Annotated in this window: 20 protein-coding genes, 1 pseudogene and 1 other annotated feature; of the genes and pseudogenes, 2 read left to right on the forward strand and 19 right to left on the reverse strand. The window is 37.5% G+C overall.

The annotated features are described in order from the left end of the window. Positions 1-404: 404 nt before the first annotated feature. From ACI6MV_RS04675 to ACI6MV_RS04750, 16 genes and pseudogenes are all read right to left on the reverse strand, one after another. The gene (locus ACI6MV_RS04675; protein WP_407268814.1) at positions 405-827 is read right to left on the reverse strand and encodes a LacI family DNA-binding transcriptional regulator; all 423 of its coding nucleotides are present in this window, start codon (positions 825-827) and stop codon (positions 405-407) included. Between the two features lie 464 nt (positions 828-1,291). Beyond that, positions 1,292-1,441, reverse strand: coding sequence for a hypothetical protein (locus ACI6MV_RS04680; RefSeq protein ID WP_407268816.1), 150 nt, complete (start codon positions 1,439-1,441; stop codon positions 1,292-1,294). Positions 1,442-1,489: 48 nt separating this feature from the next. Next, positions 1,490-2,824, reverse strand: coding sequence for a GH1 family beta-glucosidase (locus ACI6MV_RS04685; RefSeq protein WP_407268818.1), 1,335 nt, complete (start codon positions 2,822-2,824; stop codon positions 1,490-1,492). 506 nt (positions 2,825-3,330) lie between these two features. Next, a complete protein-coding gene (locus tag ACI6MV_RS04690) occupies positions 3,331-3,588 on the reverse strand; it encodes a histidine kinase (protein ID WP_407268820.1) in 258 nt (85 codons plus the stop codon). Between the two features lie 45 nt (positions 3,589-3,633). Further along, positions 3,634-4,532: pseudogene (locus tag ACI6MV_RS04695) on the reverse strand (PhzF family phenazine biosynthesis protein). An 8-nt stretch (positions 4,533-4,540) separates the two neighbouring features. Further along, entirely contained in the window at positions 4,541-6,169 is a 1,629-nt protein-coding gene (locus tag ACI6MV_RS04700) for a YndJ family protein (RefSeq protein ID WP_407268822.1), read from the reverse strand. Further along, entirely contained in the window at positions 6,135-6,749 is a 615-nt protein-coding gene (locus ACI6MV_RS04705) for a DUF4166 domain-containing protein (protein ID WP_407268824.1), read from the reverse strand. Before ACI6MV_RS04705 ends, ACI6MV_RS04700 begins: the two co-directional genes overlap by 35 nt. Beyond that, positions 6,736-7,650 carry a DoxX-like family protein gene (locus tag ACI6MV_RS04710; protein ID WP_407268825.1) on the reverse strand — a complete coding sequence of 305 codons (915 nt, stop codon included), beginning with the start codon at positions 7,648-7,650 and terminating at the stop codon, positions 6,736-6,738. The genes ACI6MV_RS04705 and ACI6MV_RS04710 overlap by 14 nt, the downstream gene beginning before the upstream one ends. Before the next feature lie 169 nt (positions 7,651-7,819). After that, positions 7,820-8,629, reverse strand: a complete 810-nt coding sequence (locus ACI6MV_RS04715) for a PP2C family serine/threonine-protein phosphatase (RefSeq protein WP_407268827.1) — start codon at positions 8,627-8,629, stop codon at positions 7,820-7,822. Between the two features lie 3 nt (positions 8,630-8,632). Further along, positions 8,633-9,079, reverse strand: coding sequence for an HIT family protein (locus tag ACI6MV_RS04720; protein WP_407268829.1), 447 nt, complete (start codon positions 9,077-9,079; stop codon positions 8,633-8,635). A gap of 59 nt (positions 9,080-9,138) precedes the next feature. Then, positions 9,139-9,357 (reverse strand) — a binding site (T-box leader). 257 nt (positions 9,358-9,614) lie between these two features. Continuing rightward, on the reverse strand, positions 9,615-9,827 hold the full coding sequence (locus ACI6MV_RS04725) for a YciI family protein (RefSeq protein ID WP_407268831.1): 213 nt from the start codon (positions 9,825-9,827) through the stop codon (positions 9,615-9,617). Positions 9,828-9,993: 166 nt separating this feature from the next. Next, entirely contained in the window at positions 9,994-10,224 is a 231-nt protein-coding gene (locus ACI6MV_RS04730; RefSeq protein WP_407268833.1) for a YqkE family protein, read from the reverse strand. Then, complete coding sequence (locus ACI6MV_RS04735) at positions 10,221-10,550, reverse strand: iron-sulfur cluster biosynthesis family protein (RefSeq protein ID WP_407268834.1); 330 nt, start codon at positions 10,548-10,550, stop codon at positions 10,221-10,223. Before ACI6MV_RS04735 ends, ACI6MV_RS04730 begins: the two co-directional genes overlap by 4 nt. Before the next feature lie 219 nt (positions 10,551-10,769). After that, positions 10,770-11,573, reverse strand: a complete 804-nt coding sequence (locus ACI6MV_RS04740) for an SDR family NAD(P)-dependent oxidoreductase (RefSeq protein WP_407268836.1) — start codon at positions 11,571-11,573, stop codon at positions 10,770-10,772. A 39-nt stretch (positions 11,574-11,612) separates the two neighbouring features. Further along, positions 11,613-12,569, reverse strand: a complete 957-nt coding sequence (locus tag ACI6MV_RS04745) for an MBL fold metallo-hydrolase (protein WP_407268839.1) — start codon at positions 12,567-12,569, stop codon at positions 11,613-11,615. A 77-nt stretch (positions 12,570-12,646) separates the two neighbouring features. Further along, positions 12,647-14,281 carry a M20/M25/M40 family metallo-hydrolase gene (locus tag ACI6MV_RS04750; RefSeq protein ID WP_407268841.1) on the reverse strand — a complete coding sequence of 545 codons (1,635 nt, stop codon included), beginning with the start codon at positions 14,279-14,281 and terminating at the stop codon, positions 12,647-12,649. 75 nt (positions 14,282-14,356) lie between these two features. On the opposite strand from ACI6MV_RS04750, the gene ACI6MV_RS04755 reads away from it, so the two are divergent. Together ACI6MV_RS04755 and rnz are read left to right on the forward strand one after the other, a co-directional pair. After that, positions 14,357-15,112, forward strand: a complete 756-nt coding sequence (locus ACI6MV_RS04755; protein ID WP_407268843.1) for a glycerophosphodiester phosphodiesterase — start codon at positions 14,357-14,359, stop codon at positions 15,110-15,112. Between the two features lie 75 nt (positions 15,113-15,187). Further along, the gene (gene rnz / locus ACI6MV_RS04760; RefSeq protein ID WP_407268845.1) at positions 15,188-16,114 is read left to right on the forward strand and encodes a ribonuclease Z; all 927 of its coding nucleotides are present in this window, start codon (positions 15,188-15,190) and stop codon (positions 16,112-16,114) included. A 331-nt stretch (positions 16,115-16,445) separates the two neighbouring features. Here rnz and ACI6MV_RS04765 read toward each other — a convergent pair whose 3' ends face one another. The 3 genes from ACI6MV_RS04765 to ACI6MV_RS04775 all read right to left on the reverse strand — a co-directional run. After that, the gene (locus tag ACI6MV_RS04765; protein ID WP_407268847.1) at positions 16,446-17,471 is read right to left on the reverse strand and encodes a DUF3231 family protein; all 1,026 of its coding nucleotides are present in this window, start codon (positions 17,469-17,471) and stop codon (positions 16,446-16,448) included. A gap of 18 nt (positions 17,472-17,489) precedes the next feature. After that, positions 17,490-18,503, reverse strand: coding sequence for a DUF3231 family protein (locus ACI6MV_RS04770; RefSeq protein WP_407268850.1), 1,014 nt, complete (start codon positions 18,501-18,503; stop codon positions 17,490-17,492). Between the two features lie 192 nt (positions 18,504-18,695). Continuing rightward, the coding region (locus tag ACI6MV_RS04775) for an isochorismatase family protein (RefSeq protein WP_407268852.1) at positions 18,696-19,124 on the reverse strand (429 nt) is incomplete at its 5' end.

The following is a 19,124-nucleotide window of genomic DNA, read 5'->3' on the forward strand; positions in this document are numbered from 1 at the left end:
TATAAAAAAGCTAACTACAAGTTTTTTCAACAACCACCTCCTCAAATTATTGTTGATATGCTAGTTATTCTATTTGAAACTGTATCACGGATAATAAGCTCTGTTTCAACCGTATAAGGACTCTTTACTGTACGTATAGTTTTATTAATTCTTTGGCAGCTGTTTGCCAAAGAACTTCTTTTTCACCGAACAATCGTTAGTTTTGGAGCTAAATAGAATAATAGACTTAAATCATCGAAACCGATTACGTAACCGGCACTACCAACCCTTAATACTTTTTCAGCTTTAACTCTCATCGCTCATAGAGCAATCATATCAGCTGTACAAAAAATTGCTGTTGGATAGCGCTTGCTGATTCATAACCACCTTGTTCTGTATAGTTACATAATATAATCCAATTATCTTTAATTGATAGGTTGTGTTTTACCGTTGCTCGTTTGTAATTTGCTAGCGGCCTTATTAAAATCCAAGTCTACAGACATGCACGGAATACCGCTGCGAACAATAAAATTAAGATTATTATCCGTTCTTGGCACTCCTAATAAAAATAGTCCGTCTAGATGTCTATGTCTTGCGCAGGCTTCAAATGTCGCGACATTATTTTCAGGATGATTATTAGTAAAAAAGAAGTAATCATACCCATGTTCACCAATAACATCCTTAAAGCTCGCTAATATGTGTTGTGAAAATGGTTGTAGAATGCCCGTGTTTAGATGATCCTCAAAAAATGCTCCAGCTGTTTTGGATATCTTAGTAGCTAAGCCTCTGGCTATAGAATTACGATGATAGCCCAACTCTTCCGTGATTATTTTTACTTTTTTTAACAAAAATATCTCCGAAAGCGGTTTCGTTTTTTACCATTATCCACCATAATATCCACTTTGTAAAGGCTTTCATATAAAATATTTACTTTAAAAGATTATTTATATAAAGGCTCTGTAAAATGTAGTTGTTGCTTTCTACTGCAGACGTTCGCGCACTTAGGTGGTGCGGTGACCTCTTCGACACTTTGGCGTCTGCGGGACTTTACTGGGACTCAGAACAAGAAAAGCACTTGGTTTTGAGGTGACTAGTCTACGATTACTCCTCCGAAAGACTTTGTCCCGCAAGATAACGAAGGCTTCGACAGAGAGACACATCGCATGAAGAAAATTGATTTTCATCTTCGTTTCTCATGTTTCAGCTCCAATTAACAAAGTAAAGTTATATTAAAATTCAGCTTTAACAGAAACTTCATAAAAAAGCAGTAGAAACGTCTCCTATACTTCATTTGGTTGTTGAATAACAGCATTTAACATTTCTTCAGTAACGGCATATATTTCATCATAGCTCGCATCATTTCAGGAGCATCCGCTTCGTCTTCATTTCCACCAAAATCATTTAAAGGATTCATCTTTTCTAATAATTGTTTTGCCACAGCAGCACGAGCTGGATCTGCCATAATATCACAAACGAGTGTATTCCGATGCTAGAGAGATTAGCACCACAATTAAAGATTCCTTGCCGCAATTGCATTACGATAAAACTTAGCACTATCCTTTACAGTTCTCTGTTGATTTTCAAAATCTACATAGATAATTCCAAATCGTTTCTCATATCCAAATGCCCATTCAAAGTTATCAAATAAAGACCATAAAAAATAACCGCTAATATTCATCCCTTCATCATTCAATTCTGCAATCGCTTGCAAGTGCTTTTTTACATAGTTTGTTCTTTCTACATCGTGGACTTCACCATCTTCTGTTATTTGATCTGGAAAGCATGCACCATTTTCAGTAATTATAATAGGCAAGGCTGTATACTCTCTACGCAAACGACGAATCAATTCCTGAAATTCCACTGGCGAAATATCCCAACCCATCTCTGTTTTGTCATAATCGGAATAAGCGGGTCTATATAAGTAATCACTTGCAGCATGAAATTCTACTAATTGACGGTTATAGAAGTTAATGCCAAAAAAATCACAATCCACTGCAATTAATTCCATATCCTCATCTTTAATAAATGAAAAATCGTGAACATATTTTGAAAAAAGATTGATCATATCAGAAGGATAGCTACCCTTGAAAATTGGATCTAGAAACCATCGATTTGTATAACCATCTGCATTGTTCGCTGCAATCTCATTATTGAGGGTCTTTGTTGCAGGATAAAAAGGACTTAAATTTAATGTTATTCCAATTGGTGTAGATGATTGCATTTCTTGTTTTAATAGATTAACAGTTTGACCATGTGAAATTAGAATATGGTGGGCTGCTTTTAAAGCATCATCCATATTTGTATGACCAGGCGCATGTACACCTTGATGGTAACCAAGAAATGCTGCACACCATGGTTCATTTTGTGTAATCCAAGAATCAACTTCTCCATCAAGTTCTCTAAAAACTTTTTGAGCGTATGAACGGAACCATTTTAATGATTTTCGTGATACCCAACCACCTTGGTCTTGTGCCCATTGTGGCAAGTCCCAATGATATAAAGTAACTACAGGTTTAATATTATTTTCTTTTAACTCAGCAATAAGATTTTTGTAAAACTGCATGCCGGTTTCGTTGTAAACACCTTCTTCTGGGAAAATCCTCGGCCAAGCGATAGAAAAGCGATAACTATCCACTCCTAAGCTTTTAATAAGCTTAACATCATCTTTATAAAGGTGATAATGATTACAAGCCACTGCACCAGTGTCACCTTGCATTACTTTTCCGGGAGTTGTTGAAAATGTATCCCAAATTGACGGAGACCTTCCATCCTCTGAAACGGCACCTTCAACTTGATAGGATGATGTTGCTGTCCCAAATATAAAATTACGATCAAATTTCTCCAATATCTCTACCTCCTGTATTTTATTAGTAACTTTTCATTGAACAAATGGTATGTAAAGACAACAGAAGTTATTATGAAGCGCTTCCAAAAGTGTTAAGAGGCATAATCATGATGATCCTTGCAGGTGATGGCAAAAGTACTAGTATGTGTTTACGAAAGCGGTTTCGTTTATTTTAATACTCGTGGAAACATTTGTCAAGAAGTAAAGCAAGAGGTATTATATCTTGTAGTAAAAATTGATTTAATAGCTTAAGCAGTGCATCTTTATGATACGTAACTGTTGCTGTGTATGGATTATCACTTTCAATCGTAAAATCAATACACATTGATCCTGTCGAGAGTTTTTTGTATGTATTTTTACGCAATAAGTTGAAATTTCCTTTAATTGTGGAAATTGGTCCTTACATACTCCAAACGCTAATAAATGACAATACATATCTCTGGTGGTTCCCTATCTGCTAATAAGAGATATTGTAGTTAATCTGCGTATACTTTAGCGGAAGAAAATCATTGAAAAAAACCTAAAACTAGTACAATCGATAAACCAATTAATGCGCCTATATCTGATGAAAATCTTTTCTTTGCTCTTCTTTTTTCAAATAAAGTAATCGTCTTACAGAGCATGACTAGTATAATGGCAATACTTAATACTACATGACTAAAAAATGAATCGAATGGAACGTCCGTAATCAGAACGATTGAAATAGGAACAACTACTAAAAATAATGCACTTAAATATAAGGCAAATCTCCATTTTTCCATCACTTATTTAACCCCTCTTTCTGTCTCAAAATACAATTGCATAACAACTTAATTATCTAACAAAACTCGAAAATCTTTCACATAAACTGCATTTCCGGTAATTTGAACATCCAGTGATGGCCCATTGTTTGAAACGTGTACAAGTACGCGGCCATCTTTTTCGATTTCATGGCCTTGCTCAACAGTAAGGCTTAGAGAATCGGTAAAATTACTTGTAATATATGTTGCAAAATAAGCCCCCATAGCACCAGAAGCAGTGCCAGTTACTGCATCTTCCACTGTTCCTGAATACGGTGCAGAAAAGTGTCGCGCGTGCATATCAGTTTTAGAATCATATGTTTGCAAACAAAAAGGATGAACAGATGCTTTTGGCATTTCCGTTAAAATATCTGGAAACTGCTTATTATTCGGTTTCATCTTTTGAAAACTACTAAGTTGCTTAATTGGTAGAAGCAAAGTCCACGTGCCAGTGCTAGCAAAAGGAATCGGTAAATCCGCATCAAGGTCAGCTTCTTCTAATCCTATTGACCTCGCTAAATCTGCTTTTGAGCCTGTAAATTCTTTAAATTGAGGAGAAGCCTGTTTCATTGTTATCAATATGTCAGAGTCAAAAGCTTCGTTGATGCTAATTGGTAGAATGCCAGCGTTTGTTTCGATTGTTAACGCTGTTTTATCTCCCAATAACCCTTTACTTTTGAGGGCATAAACAGTTGCCATCGTTGCATGACCACATAGATTCATTTCATGGCCAGGTGTGAAAAATCGTATTCTAAAATCAGCTACACTCGATTTAATTGGAAATGAGGTTTCATTAAAACCTACCTCGAAAGCAATCTGTTGCATTTCTGCATCTGTTAAGTCATCACCATTTAACACTACTCCCGCAGGATTTCCTTTACTAGGCTCTTTGTACATGCATCATACTGATAAACCTTTATCCCCAAAATCTCCTCTCTTACTCTGCATCCCTATGAAAAATACTATAATCTATCGAAAGAAACGGCATTTTCAACAGCCACATCTTGTGCGTTGCTTGCAGTGTTCCATTCTCTGTTTCTTGCACAACAAACGATTCTTCAATTGGTAATTTAAAGAGCTTTTTCGCAAAGGTTAAATAAACACCCGAGTCAGCATCCCTCCTACTTCGCTTGCTTGTCAGAACAAGGGATTGGTCTAGTTGCTGCAATTCTAGGATGCAGATCATCGATGCTTTTGGTAATGGTAAGGCAATGTTCATGTACGTGCGCCCCGCTGTTATGTGGGAAGAATAAAGTGCAACGAAAATCACTTCATTATCCACTTTCCGAACCCATGCTCTCGTACGATCTCTAAGATCAATATGATCGTCTACAGGTAAAATCTCTCCAGTCATCTCAAATTTCGCACTTGATAAAGGTAGATTTATTTGCTTGATACGAGTGCTGAACAGTCGGTAAATAACTGCAAATGGGCGAAACCAAGCGTGCCACTTTACTTCTGCAAACAAACGATACGCATTCGTATTTTCATAAAAATCGATAATCGTCGTCGGTAAAGTAGCTGTAATGTCAGGTTGATAGCTTTTCATATTATCTACGAGCCCATGATACCTCTTTGCATGACGCTTAGCTACGATGTCAGCTAAGATGTTTTCTCCAATTTTACCTTTTCCTCTAATCTGACTAACTGGAAAAGTTGGTTGCTTAAATGGGGAAGCTGGTACTGCGATTGACCAGCCGATCACACCTGACAACGCGAATAAAACGCAATTTAGTATCCCGTGAAATTTTAGCATAAAATCAATCGAAACAATGGGATAACCCATAAAGTTGCCGACTGCATAGCATAGCGAAAACACAATCGTAATCGCCAATGTCGTAAACGAAGCGCGAATGAGCCACTTCTGAACGGGATGTGAAAATCTCGCTCGAAAAGAGATTAAAATCAAACTGTAGATTGCGACGATATAAAGAAGCACAGAAATGACTTCAATCCATACGGAAAAAGTAATCCCGAGCGCAACCAAAATAGGTGAAATAGCAATAATGACAGCAGACACAGTGTACAATGTTGATTGATAGATTCGGCCTAAAAATCCGACAAAAATCGGAAGTAAGAAAGCGGAATAATGAAAATGAATTGCTGTCAGCCACGTAATCAGTGGGCTGAATCCTGTCGTTATGTTTGCTTCATACGCGAATAACCAGCCACCACCCATCGCCACGTAGATTAGTCCAATATCGATGATCATTTCCTCGACATGTGTAAAACCGCGATTAAGGAAGCGATTGACACCATACCACGCGATCATAAATGTGTATAAGAGCCAAATCCCGGCAAATATAGTATCCAAGCTCGTTTGTTCTGTAATATTTAAAAACACAACAGATAAAAATGCTGGGATGGCGAACACAGCATAATACGCTGGCACGCCTCCCCGCTCCCTGCAAACGAGATAAAAAGTGGCTGGTACGTAAACAAGCTGCGCTACAGTCAACATGATCATATACCATGGACCAACACCCCAAAATAAAACAATAAGAAATAAAACAAGAGAGAGCGCCATCCATTTAAAGCTGTTCAGTTTCTGTAAATTCCCCTTCATATGCAAAAACCTTTCCGACTAATGGATTTGTTACTTGAACAGAGATTTCAAATACTTGCTTTTCATCGTTATAACGTTCATTAACCGTAGCAAGTCCTTGAAAAATTTTAGGTAATGGAATTTCCAGCTTATGTAAAACGAAGCGTTGTTTTTCCGAAGTAATCGTTAAGCCTCCATGCTCTGATACATGAAAAGCTAGGTCAGAATAAACGAGGCTTGGTTCCCCTAAATAATCTTTGATTATTGCCCGCTCGGCATCAAGACTCATCACTGCATTGAAATACCTGCGCTTGTTTCCGAAAGAAAAAATGCGCTGCCAGTGTACCTGCGCCTCACCATTTTTCCCTACTTGAACAGTGTTCTCGATCGTGAATGGCACATCTCGTCCTTTTTCAGGAAATAACAGTTTGAAATATACACCAATGCGGAACAATGGATACAACAACTTCGGTCCGCCGTTTATCGTTCGCATCACTCCACTTGCTTTAAACGGTTGATCACTTGTCATGCTATATCTTTGCTGCAGCATCGGATGCAGGCGCTCAAATGAAAACCCCATCGCTTGCTTATAAATCGTCATGATTACCCCGCTTTCGCTTACAGCTCGTGGCAGTTGGTACTTGCTTGCTCATCAATAGACCAATCACTGTTACTACAAATAAAGCTACATTAAATGTTAATGGATTAAAGGGGTGAGTAAGGTAGCTTGGTTCTGCTAGTAATGCTGACAGTGTTAAAATCGGAAAGGTAATCAACTGCAGCATTAGCAAATGCCGTTTTTTCCGGTATAGCAGCCATAAAGCACCAAAGGCAATTTCAAGTACACCGATGGTTTGAATTAGCCATGTGTTGTCATTCATAGATAATAAGCTGTCCACCATCGCCACTTCTTCTGGGTGCATGGCAACTAATTTAGGCACAGCGCCGTGATAAATCCAAATAAAAGCGAATAAAAAAGCGATCAGCCAATAGCTGAAGAATCTAATATATTGCGAGGCAGGGCTTTCTCCTTTTTCTAACCATCGTTTTAACACATCAAAGCTAAGCGCTGTCGCCCAACCAATCATTGGCCGAAAAACGAAAATATCAAAAAACTGCCCAAGTCCCCCAAAGTTAACTTTATAATCATATTGCGTTAAAAAGGTCACACCGTCCCCTTTAGGTATGTACTTCCAATATCCTCTTCCTTCACGAATAATTGAAAGCGACTGGTCGGTACCAAAATGGAGCGAAGATGTACGCGAATCGTCCTCAGCATGAAAGCTGCCAACACTTTTGCCCCATCCTTCAATAGCAAGACCAAATCCGATGTTTGTTTTATATGTAAATGCTTGTGGCTCATTTTCTTGTTTTGGTAAATATGTAATAGAAGAAAAACGCAAATCCCATTGCTCATGCAGCTTCGGATCTTGACTTGCCTCCCATAAGCGATCGATATCTGCTTCGATTGGTATTTCAACGTAAATTGGCTTTGATTTCATGTAATCGACCTCCTATGTTTAGCTTAGCATAACCGTCAGAGAAAGTGGTCTTTTATGAAGTTCGCTACTTATCTTAATCCAAATTACAAAATTTAAAAAGCTATATCTAATTAAGATGTCTATTCTGTTTTACTAGTGCTCACTTCAATTGAATAGCAGTAATAATTCCTTATTCATCACTTGGAATTGTTACATCTTTTATTATGTTCACTTCCCATGAAATGATTGTTGTACTATCTCTTACGTTATTTTCTTTAATAGTTTCTAGTAATGCCATTATACCATCTTTTATTTGATGATTTTTCATAATATCATAGATCGCTTTAGGGTTAGAAAAAGGTTCATTAGGACATTCAACTAATCCATCTGTTGTTAATAATATTCGATTTTTCCCTTTTCTTAATTCTCTTAATCCACTACTATAACAAGGAACCACTTGTTCAAATGTGTTAACTTGTCCAACCCATTCGTAAAATTGTCTTTGGTTAATTTGATATTGACCTAGTTTACTAAACTCTGGATGAAATAGGTATGAAATACAATCACCTATTGAAAACCACCACACATATTTATCTTTTCTCAGGACAATTAAACAAGCTGTTTCACCTTTTATTTTTTGACATTCAGCTAGAAATTGTTCTTCTTGAAATAAGTTTAGGATTGTTCCTTCGAGCCTTTTTAATGTTTGTTCATATGAAAGAAAAAATAAGGATTGTATATACGTTTTATACTTTGAGAATTGTTTTATTACTAACTCCGCACTTTCTGCTGAATTATGTGCATCTAATATAACAACAAATTCCCAATTTTGTTTAATATCTATCCAAAGCAAACACCCATCTTCGTTCTTATACTGTCCTGTACTTGAATTTCCACCATATCGTCCTAGAGATATTTGGTTAAAATTTTTGATATTCATATCGTCTACAAAATTTCTTTGACTTCCAACCCAACTGAACTCGATAATAGGATTTGTCATATGTTAATTATTCTCCAAATATAGTTTAATACGATTGCATAGTTTAACAACTTCATTATTGTTCCTCATTGGTGCATCTTCCCAATCATAAACCTCCATTGGACCCCAGTATTCTTCTGGTGTATTTGGATAACGAGCAACTAAATGCATATGAAGGTGTGGAACCGAATTCCCAGAAACAAGTGAGTAAATATGCTCAGCGTTTTCAGAGTCCTTTAGAGCCTTGCTAACCCTTGCCATAATAACTCCAAATGCTTTTGCTTCTTCCATTGTCATTTCAGCAAGTGAAGGTGCGTGCCTTTTTAAATCAATCATAATATGCCCCAGATAATTTGGCTTACCATTTCTATCAATATGCCCCACATAAACATGCTCATCTTCATATATCATTACTCCAGACGTCCTAATAGTTCCAGTGTGCTTATTGCAAATAAAACAAGGTTCACCCATTAGAAATTCCCCCTAAATAACTACTATTGTTAAAAAAACACAAAAATCCTACTGTCTCATAAAGAGACGATAGGATTATTATCGTGGTACCACTCTTCTTGTTTCAAATATACAAAAATGAAACATCTCATTGACTTGATTACGGAAGTTAGCCGTATAGATTTATATTATAATCTATCCGCTCATAGGCAAGTTGGGGAGGTTATTGACTGTCTTGCAACAACCGACAGCTCTCTTAACAATAACTCATCCTTAATACTCCTAATCAATGCGTTTGTTATATATTTTTTAACATTTTATATATTACCATTCTATTTGTCAATAATGTATTTTCCATATTCGACTAATGGGTATTGCTATTAAGATTAGTATTTTACACTTTAACTTAATTAAAAATCCCAAAAATTATTGGTGGATGAAATAAAATGACAATCAAATTGTTAAATTAAAGCACTCACATAAGTAGAATACTTCACAACCATCACCATTTAAAAAGTGAAAAATACATAAAGCTTATATCTCAGCCCTTAATTGTCTATGGATTATATCTATAATAACTAGCTTTATAGATATTTTGATTCTCTTTTATTGAATCTTTGTTAAGATAATATTGGGTTCTATTCGAAACTTGGCGAAGTCCAATCTGTCCTTCTCTAAGACCATGAGGATCTTGCTCACACATCGCCCAGTCGAGAGCTTCTTCACGAGATTTCAGATCTATGAACCAGTATCCAATAATCTCTATCAAAGCTGTTTGATAATTAATTTCATCACTTTCCGTTGACCATTACAAAAATAAACAGTTATGCATTCCTTTTACTATATCTATAAACAAGAACAAAGCAAGACCTTTAACAAAATCTTTACACTAAAACAGCCACTATCATCATTACAATAGTGGCCGCTAAACAAGTTTATTTAAATTTTTGCCAATCCAAATTGCTTTCTTCTAACAATTCTTCAAAGCTTTTGTTTTTCTCTCGTTGTTTTCGTTCTTCTATTTTGCGCTTATTCGCTAACTCCACTGCTTGCTGCTCCGCTTCTTTTAAGCTCGATTTTTTCATCGCTAGCTTATTTAACACATCTGCACCTAAGCGATCTTTTAGGGAACTCTTGTCATCTTGTTTGTTTTTTTGTTTACTCATATTGTAACGTCACCTTTTGTAAGTTCTGTTTCTGGAATAAATGGATTTAAGATGCCATCAGGGCTTGATAAACGGAACTGATTGTTTACAAAGCTTAGTGTTAAATCTTCTGCAAAGAACACCTCTTGCAATTGATCTACATAAACCTCAAACTGATCGTTGTCGACACGTACATAATTGTCGCGCACTGATTTTATATTTCGTATCGTCGGCATGCCATTTACTCCACATCCACAACCTTCTGTATCATAAAATAGCAACAAGTTGTGCATGTTATCCTGTTGATCTATTTTATTTTTTGCTTCAGTTGTAATTGAAAGTTTCATCATCCATCACCTCTACCTATATTATATGATAAATGAAACGCAGGGTCAGGTTTCTTGTTCCATTACTTCATTTACTATGGTGGTACTTCATTGATATAACGGTAACTAGAAAAAGTCGAAACAGCGAAACGACTTCATTTCTCCAATTAGTTTTATTCCTTCTAACATGTTTGAAAAAATTGTGGAACGAGAGACCTGACCCTTCGTTCCCCGTTCCCTTTAGCCTTTTTTGTTAAATTGATTTTTCAATAACCGTTCAAATAAGTGCGGAAACAAGGAGTAGACTTTTGACCCGGCATCCATCCAGCCTGGCATATTAATTTCTCTTTTTTTTGTAAACAAGCTATTGACTACTTTTTTTGCCACTTGATCTGGGTCTAGCATGTAGCGTTGTACTGATTGTTGATAAGTTCCTTCTGGATCTGCGGTGGTAAAGAAATTCGTTTTAACAGGCCCAAGATTTACCGTTGTTACATAGACACCTGTGGCTGCTGTTTCTAAACGAAGTGCATTGGAAAACCCTAAAACCGCATGCTTTGTCGATGAATAAACCGCTGCTTTCGGTGTAGCGATTTTGCCCGCCATCGATGCAATATTAACGATGTGGCCGTGCCCTTGTTCGATAAAATGTGGTAATACTTGATAAACAGCTTGAATTAGCGCCATCACATTGAGTTGAAACATGCGATCCGTCGATTCCCAGCTTGCTTCATTTACATATTCAAATATGCCGACCCCAGCATTATTAATCAACGCATCAACCTTACCAGCATCGGCGATGATCTGTTGTAAGGTGGTTTTCCAGCTTTCCACATCAACTAAATCGGCAACATAGTACCGACATTCAACAGCAAACTTACGAGTAAGTTCTGTTTGTAATTGTTCAAGCTTCGTCTCGGACCTGGCTACTAAAATTGGATTGGCGCCACGAGCAGCAACACGTGTTGCAATTTTTTCACCAATTCCGCTAGACGCCCCAGTAATAATTATATTTTTATTATGTAATTCTTTCAAAAAAATCACCTTTTTGAATCAATTTCAGAAATCTCATTATGAAATTGTTTAATTTTTAGAATAGTAACGTACACCTTGGATCATTGCCGTAGTAATCTTACCTTCCATTTCTAAATAATCCAATTGCCCAATCGCCTCCGACATCGTTAATCCAAATTGCTGATCGATCTGCTTCGGAAATAAGTACTGACAAACCTCAAAAGCTGTAGCACTTGTCTCCTGAACAAACGCCAACACCTTGGCTGCCCGTGCCTCCTGCTTTTCTAACCTGCTATAAATTAACGCTGTTGGATGGTTGATAACAGAACCATGCCCGGGAAAGACTTTATCAATTTCTAAATTCAAGCATTTATGTAAACTGTCTCGATAATCGATGAGCGGCTTTGGACGAGCTTGATTTGGCTGTTCTGCTGGTTCAAGCAATGGATTTGATGACGTGTTCGCCAATAACAAATCGCCACCTATTAACACACCATCACGTTTACGGTAAAACGCCAGATGACTCGATGCATGTCCAGGTGTTTCGATCACGATAAAATCTTCATGACCAGGTAGCACATCTCCTTCGACGAGCTCATTTGTCAACGCCGCTTCCCCAATAAAACGTAACGGAGCTCTTAACATTACTAAATGCTTTTTATAAGAATCCGGCACAGCAGCTTCCTTATATAAATCTTGAAAAAATGCTTGATAACGAGATAAAAAGGCTTCATCTTTCGTGAGCCAGGGCCGATTGTTCCTATGACCACATACAGCCTTTGCGTTTGGAAATTGATCGACTAAACCAATATGATCTGGATGATGGTGTGTCAAAATAACCTGTTCCACATCAGCTAAGCTGAAGCCGAGATCGTTTAATTGTTGCGTTAGCGCTCGCTTAGCAGCTGCTGTTTTCACACCTGCGTCAACAACAGATAATTGCTTCCCTTCTACGAGATAGATGTGCACATCACCTACTGGATAAGGCGTAGGCACGGTGATTTGGTGAATAATATCAGTATTCATCACATATCCCCCTAACAATGAACCGTTATTCATTCTGTTTCTATTGTAGCTTTTTTTTCACCATTTGTCAGTGCTAGTTACTTACCTTCCTGAAAACATGCTTGAATAGTATTAGCGAGGATATGTGGTAATTGATCAAAACTATATGATAATTCCAATCGCTCTGTCCATTGATGTGGATCCTTTCCGAATGGCCCTAGGTTGATAATTGGCATCTTGAGCGCCTCCATCACCGCCTCATCAAGCTGATAGCCGTTGTTTTGGATTGGCAAATTGCTTAATAATGGCGTCAAAGAGCTTTGTGATGACACTGGACCAATAAAGCTCAAGTCAGACAGCCCCGGGAAAAACTCAACTTCTTCAAGATCAACTAGAAATCTAGATTTAGCAAATGCTTGCGTGTGCTCAACAAGGTTTCGCACTAAGGCATCTTGTTTGGATGAAACTGCCGGATAAAATGGTGGACTGTAAAACAATACAATCATCGGCGCAAGATCCTTGCACATTGAAGCCAAGTCTTGTACGAGAATCGTAGAAAAGTCACGATCTCCTTTATCATGATCTCGTTTACTACTTAGCCTATTTTGCCGACGCTTCACCTCGTCGATCCCATAGCGACTGGCAGCGAGTTGATACAATTCTTCATACATATACACACCAATCTGATAGGAAGGAACCGAAAAATCACCTGCAATTTCACTATAATAGTTCGCTTTCTTCAAAAAGTGATCTTGAATTGCTTCACTTGCTTTTACTGCGGCATTATATAACTTCTGATTGATCGTTTCAATCGACTGCTTTAAATATAATACGTTGTACATCGCGACAGCAGAAACCGGCGTTTGCACCGAATATTCTTCCTTCAAATCTCGCTGCATCAAACTAACAGGTGGTGGCGTCACTTCCTCCCCCGCTTTTTCCACGAAAGCTTCATTCAATTCCAGCTGCTGCGAAATAAAACTGTTCATCAAATTAGCATTCAGTCCAGCGAACGGCTCGCCCACATGTGTTTCCTTGCCATAACAAAAAAAGCCTGGAAGCACTTTACCGATCGATCCTGTATACACATAATAACCGGGATCACCTGGATACTTACTAAAGACTGGCTCCCCGTTGATGCACAGTTTATAATTTAGTTTTTGTTGCTGTTTGATTTGCTGCAACGCAGGTAATGCCGTTAGCATCCCAAGTGAGTTCACCTCTTCATCTGGTACCGACACGAGCAAGATGTTTCCGTCAAAATCTCCAGCAATCGCTTTTTCAATCATCGATAAATGAATCGCAAGGCCTGCTTTCATATCCATCGCCCCTCTACCAAACAACCATTCTCCTGCTTCCAAGTCGGCCTGAACTTGCTTTGGTAGCTTATCTTTCTGTTTTAATAATTGCTTCGTTAACTTCTTTGGATCAAAAGCCAAATTTCTAAAAGAACCATAATCTTCCACAGAAACAACATCAAAATGACTTAGCAAAATTACTGTATCACGCTGATCTGATTGCTTTACAAGAGCAGTGAGCAGCTGCCTTCCATCTTTTAGGGGATGAAGATTGACGTAGTTCGGATGTGCCTGAAAGTATTCTTTTTCTAGAAGTAGTGCATATAAATATTCAGGCAGTGCAAGTTCTGCTTCACTTCCAGTAATGCTTGGATAACCAACAAGACTGCACAGTAAATCGGTTAAATCCTGCTTTGTTTGCCAACTTTGTATCATACACTACCACCCTTTCATATTGACTTTTTTGTTAAAATGTACCACAATCAGTAAGAATACCATGATGATGAGGTGATGTTATTGAAATCGTTAGTATACGCCCACCGTGGAGCTAGTAAACTAGCACCCGAAAATACGATGCCGGCATTTGAACTCGCTCTTGAAATGGGAGCAGATGGAATAGAGACTGACGTACAGCTAACCAAAGATAACATTCCAGTCTTAATCCATGATGAAAATGTTCGTCGTACCACAAACGGTACTGGCTTTGTTCAAGATTATACGCTTCGTGAATTACAAAAGCTAGATGCTGGCTCTTGGTTTTCTAAAAAGTATAAAAATTCACGCATCGTTTCATTAGATGAATTTCTAGCGTGGATCAAAAACACAAATATGTTGATAAACCTCGAGCTAAAAAATAATGTCATCGATTATAAAGATATCGAAAAAATTGTATATGACCGCATAGTCGCATATAATTTGGTGTTCCGGACGGTGATTTCTTGCTTTAATCCCAAAAGCATCGAACGCTGGAAAGACATCGATAAAAACATGGCAACAGCCTTTCTTACCTCACAAAAAATAAAAGGATTAATACCATTTACAGAAGAGCTTGGGGCAACAGGCTTACATATTCGCTATCGTTTGTTAAATAATAATCTTATCAAGCAATGCCATGAACAGGAACTTGCCGTCCGCGTTTATACAGTTAACCGGCCATCACAAATTATGCGCTGCTTTAAACTAGGCTGTGACGCCATCATCACCGATGTGCCACAGGTTGCGCTTGAATATCGAAAAACCTATTTACAAAACCATCCTGTAAAATAATTATTGCTATCATTTAATTTTTATTAAAAAGGATACAAAAACAGCAGGTATTTAAACTGTTGTAGGAGGAAAAACATGAAATTGTACTTTCTAGGAACAGGGTCTGGCGTTCCTTCCAAGCAGCGCAACGTGACTGCGATTGCTTTAGAACTGCTTCAAGAAACAGGTAGTATCTGGCTGTTTGATTGTGGTGAGGCCACACAGCACCAAATCCTGCATACGAATATACGTCCTCGTAAAATCGATAAAATCTTTATTACCCATTTGCACGGTGACCATATTTATGGCTTGCCTGGTCTATTAAGTAGCCGCTCGTTTCAAAGTGGAGAAACCCCATTAACGGTATACGGTCCAATTGGAATAAAAGCTTATATAGAAACGAGTTTGCAAATCAGCGGGACAAAGCTTGCCTATCCACTAGTGATCGAAGAAATTGGAGAAGGTATGATCTATGACGATGAAAAGTTTAGAATAATCGCAACCAAGCTCGACCACGGGATTACATGCTTTGGCTACCGTGTGGAAGAAAAAGATCTTCCCGGTCAACTGCAGCCCAAAAAACTGCAACAGGCAGGCATCAGCCCTGGACCGATTTATCAGCAAATTAAAGAAAATGAAATTGTCGAACTTAGCGACGGTACGACTTTAGAGCGCAAAAATTTTATCGGACCAGATAAAAAAGGTCGTGTACTGATTGTGTTAGGTGATACGAGATATGTAAGCAGTCTGTCCTCTTCTTTCGCTAAGGATGCTGACGTTCTCGTCCATGAGGCAACTTTTTCTGCCGAGGAAGAAGCACTCGCCTACAACTATAATCATTCGACCACCAAGCAAGCCGCAACACTGGCCAAGGATGCTGATGTAAAACGATTGATTTTAACACACATATCTTCCAGGTATCAGCACGAACAAGTACAGCAGCTATTGTTGGAAGCAAGAGCAGTATTTGCAAATACTGAGATTGCTGTTGATTTTTATGAAGTGGATATTCCGCAACGATAAATGAAGTTGTTTAGTTTTGGCGTACAAAATGTATGCCTTAGCTAAACTACTTTTTTTCTTCGCAATATTCTTCGCGCACTCTAACGCAGCTCAACACGAGCATCCTTTTGCTATTATTCTGCCGTGTCTCACCGATGCCTACTCTCCCCCACGAGTCTGTCTATATTTCTTAGGCTACAATATTTACTCGGCAATGTTTGATTACATCCCAGCCTTTATAGCTTCTTTATATTACTTAAAAGTCAACGTCAGAACATTCACTTCAGCCATACTCAACCACATTTTGACCAACCATCACCAATTCAATTAGCTGAATACTTTTAACATTAACTCACATTTTCGGATTATTCTTCTTTGCTAATTCATCCCGATCTGAAGCCATTGGCGGCTGCTCTAACCATCTATTTTGAATCATAATATTAGCCCCATCTTCAGAATACAACTGAATTTCCACTGAAAGTTTGTTATACATAATGCCCAAATCTACTCTTGGACTTTGTGCTAGACCAGTACCATAATACCCCGTACTTAATGCAATTAACGCAGCGGTATAAAACATCATGATTTTATCTGAAAATGTTTTAGCAGTACTATCTGTAATTTCTGTCACCAAAGTAGATGGTACAGTCAGATAGCTTTCCTCTAATTTAGTTCCAAACGCTTTCACATGTTTTCTAGCTATTTTTATCCCTCGTAAAAAATACTGAATAACATCTTTATCCTGAGCCACCTGACTAAATCCAACCAAGGTAGCCGCACCTAAAGCATTTCTTTGTAAATTAGAGTATAGATTAGACACTTCTAATGCAATTAATGGCCTTTTCTCTCCAAACATATCCCAAAGAAACCCTTGTTCTTTCACAAATTCATTTTGTTCAAGCTTGTTAAAATAAGGAGATCTTATATATAGGCCTTTTGATAATAACGAATCCAATGACATTTTATATAATTGTTTTGTTTCCATCAGACATTCCATATAAAGCGCGGTAATGTCTTCCCTTACAGCTACAGCTAAACTACCCGAATAAGCAATTAACCCTATTTTAGCCATATTATGAATGAAATTTAACACATACGTATCCGAAAACAATCGTGGTGCAGTTAAATCAACATCCTCTTCAATCTTGAAGCCATGCGGAATCGTATGATCTCCCTCATTAAAAATAGTAGTTATTTTTTGTATATGTACTTCAGATAACTTTATCGCATGTTCAATTATCGATTTTATTTCGATATCCTCAGCTTTTTCTGCAAAGTAAGTTAACATACATATACTTGCACTATCGTTTAAATATTGTACCCATAGCTGTCCCAACTCAGCAGAAGTCAATCTGATCTGATTTACTTTGTCTTCCATTTGTTTGCCTCCATAATCTTAATGTTTCTTCGCCAGTTCATCACGATCAAGTGCCCGCGGCGGCTCTTCCATCCAGCCATATTTAATCATTAGTTTAGCACCATCATCCGCGTAGTTTAAGATTTCCGCTGTAAGTCTACCGTACATTGCCCCAATATCTCTTCTTGGACTCATTGATATGCTGGCCCCGTAAAATCCTACACTAAGGGCAATCAACGATGTAGAATAAAACATCATCTTTTTATCAGAAAATGTATATGTAGTTGAATCTGTCACTTCTGCATCCCAATTCATTGGACTAGGAAGGTCATTTTCGTTTAAATAAGAACCAAGAATCTCACAATGCTTTTGCGCTATTTCTTTACCTCTTAAAATATATTCGGTTACATCTTTTTTTTCTGCCACCTGGCTATAGCCAATCATAGTAGCTGACCCAAGTGCATTTCTTTGAAAATTGGCGTAAAGATTCGTTATCTCACCACCAGTTAATGGTCTTTTCTCTCCAAAGTAACCTGCAAGGAAGCTTTTCTTTTTCACAAAATCGATGTTTTCAGGAGTTGGAAGATAAGGCGATCTAATATATAGTCCCTTTGATAACAATAGATCATTGGTTTTTTTAATAATCTCATCTGATTCACGTAAACAATCACTAAAAAAACAATAAACATCTTCTCGCACTGCAACAGGTAATGCCATACTATAAGCACTCAACCCCAACTTACCTAATTGGTTCATAGCAATTAAAGAATACGCATCAGAGAATAGCCTAGGAGCATTAACATTCACATCCTCGTCTAATGTGAATCCATGTGGCACAGGATAGTTTTCTTTGTTCAGTATTTCCGTTATTCTTACGATATGTGATTTCGATACATCTAAAGCATACTGAAGCAAAGGCTTTATTTCTAGATCCTCCGTATTATTAATTTCGTGTTCTAAATGACAAATAGCACCACTATCATTCATATATGTATTCCACAATTGCGTTATTTCTGACGCCGTTAATTTAATTACACTTCCATTAATTTTCATTCTGTCACACTCCCAAAGATATTGAGTACAGTTTTATGATAATTTACCCAAAATCTATAGGATTATGAGAGAAGGTCTACAAATAACTACGCATAATCCCATCCACTGCTTACTCATAAATTTATAACTATTAATAAAAATACCCCAATTTCTCGAACAAGAGTTTAAGAAATTGGGATATTACTCAAGTTATTACCTATGTGCATTATGCGTTGGATCGAACACTTCTTCTTCTGCGTTCCTTACAATTGAAATGTTTTCAACATTATAATGTCCATGAAGCGTTTTGTTATGATGCTGTATAATTTGTTCTGCTTTTAAAACATCGCTGTCTGTAGTTGAATGCCCATTACCGACTAATGTAACATCTAATCCATTTATAGTAGCTGTTCTGACTGCACTGTCTATACAATGTTGGGTTGCACAACCCATTATAACAACATGCTCAACCTCTTGAAACTTTAGGTAATTTAGAAGTCCTGTTCCATGAAATGAATTTGTTGCAGCTTTATCAAAGAATTTAGCATCCTTTGGCACATTAATTTTTTCATGAACTTGAAAACATTTGCCTTTACCTTCTGCAACATCTAAATCCCTTACAAAAACAATTGGAACATTAAA

Source organism: Radiobacillus sp. PE A8.2, from assembly GCF_045635475.1.
In the GTDB taxonomy this organism is placed as follows: Bacteria; Bacillota; Bacilli; order Bacillales; family Amphibacillaceae; genus JBJGXI01.

What these genes read in the sequence shown, in the direction of transcription:
- ACI6MV_RS04715 (WP_407268827.1), bottom strand. Translation starts at nt 8,629, where the DNA reads ATGACAAATCCTATTATCGAGTTCAGTTGGGTTGGAAGTCAAAGAAAT.
- ACI6MV_RS04680 (WP_407268816.1), bottom strand. Translation starts at nt 1,441, where the DNA reads ATGGCAGATCCAGCTCGTGCTGCTGTGGCAAAACAATTATTAGAAAAG.
- ACI6MV_RS04720 (WP_407268829.1), bottom strand. Translation starts at nt 9,079, where the DNA reads ATGGGTGAACCTTGTTTTATTTGCAATAAGCACACTGGAACTATTAGG.
- ACI6MV_RS04750 (WP_407268841.1), bottom strand. Translation starts at nt 14,281, where the DNA reads ATGATACAAAGTTGGCAAACAAAGCAGGATTTAACCGATTTACTGTGC.
- ACI6MV_RS04770 (WP_407268850.1), bottom strand. Translation starts at nt 18,503, where the DNA reads ATGAAAATTAATGGAAGTGTAATTAAATTAACGGCGTCAGAAATAACG.
- ACI6MV_RS04745 (WP_407268839.1), bottom strand. Translation starts at nt 12,569, where the DNA reads ATGAATACTGATATTATTCACCAAATCACCGTGCCTACGCCTTATCCA.
- ACI6MV_RS04765 (WP_407268847.1), bottom strand. Translation starts at nt 17,471, where the DNA reads ATGGAAGACAAAGTAAATCAGATCAGATTGACTTCTGCTGAGTTGGGA.
- ACI6MV_RS04710 (WP_407268825.1), bottom strand. Translation starts at nt 7,650, where the DNA reads ATGAAATCAAAGCCAATTTACGTTGAAATACCAATCGAAGCAGATATC.
- rnz (WP_407268845.1), top strand. Translation starts at nt 15,188, where the DNA reads ATGAAATTGTACTTTCTAGGAACAGGGTCTGGCGTTCCTTCCAAGCAG.
- ACI6MV_RS04700 (WP_407268822.1), bottom strand. Translation starts at nt 6,169, where the DNA reads ATGAAGGGGAATTTACAGAAACTGAACAGCTTTAAATGGATGGCGCTC.
- ACI6MV_RS04730 (WP_407268833.1), bottom strand. Translation starts at nt 10,224, where the DNA reads ATGAGTAAACAAAAAAACAAACAAGATGACAAGAGTTCCCTAAAAGAT.
- ACI6MV_RS04735 (WP_407268834.1), bottom strand. Translation starts at nt 10,550, where the DNA reads ATGAAACTTTCAATTACAACTGAAGCAAAAAATAAAATAGATCAACAG.
- ACI6MV_RS04755 (WP_407268843.1), top strand. Translation starts at nt 14,357, where the DNA reads ATGTTATTGAAATCGTTAGTATACGCCCACCGTGGAGCTAGTAAACTA.
- ACI6MV_RS04705 (WP_407268824.1), bottom strand. Translation starts at nt 6,749, where the DNA reads ATGACGATTTATAAGCAAGCGATGGGGTTTTCATTTGAGCGCCTGCAT.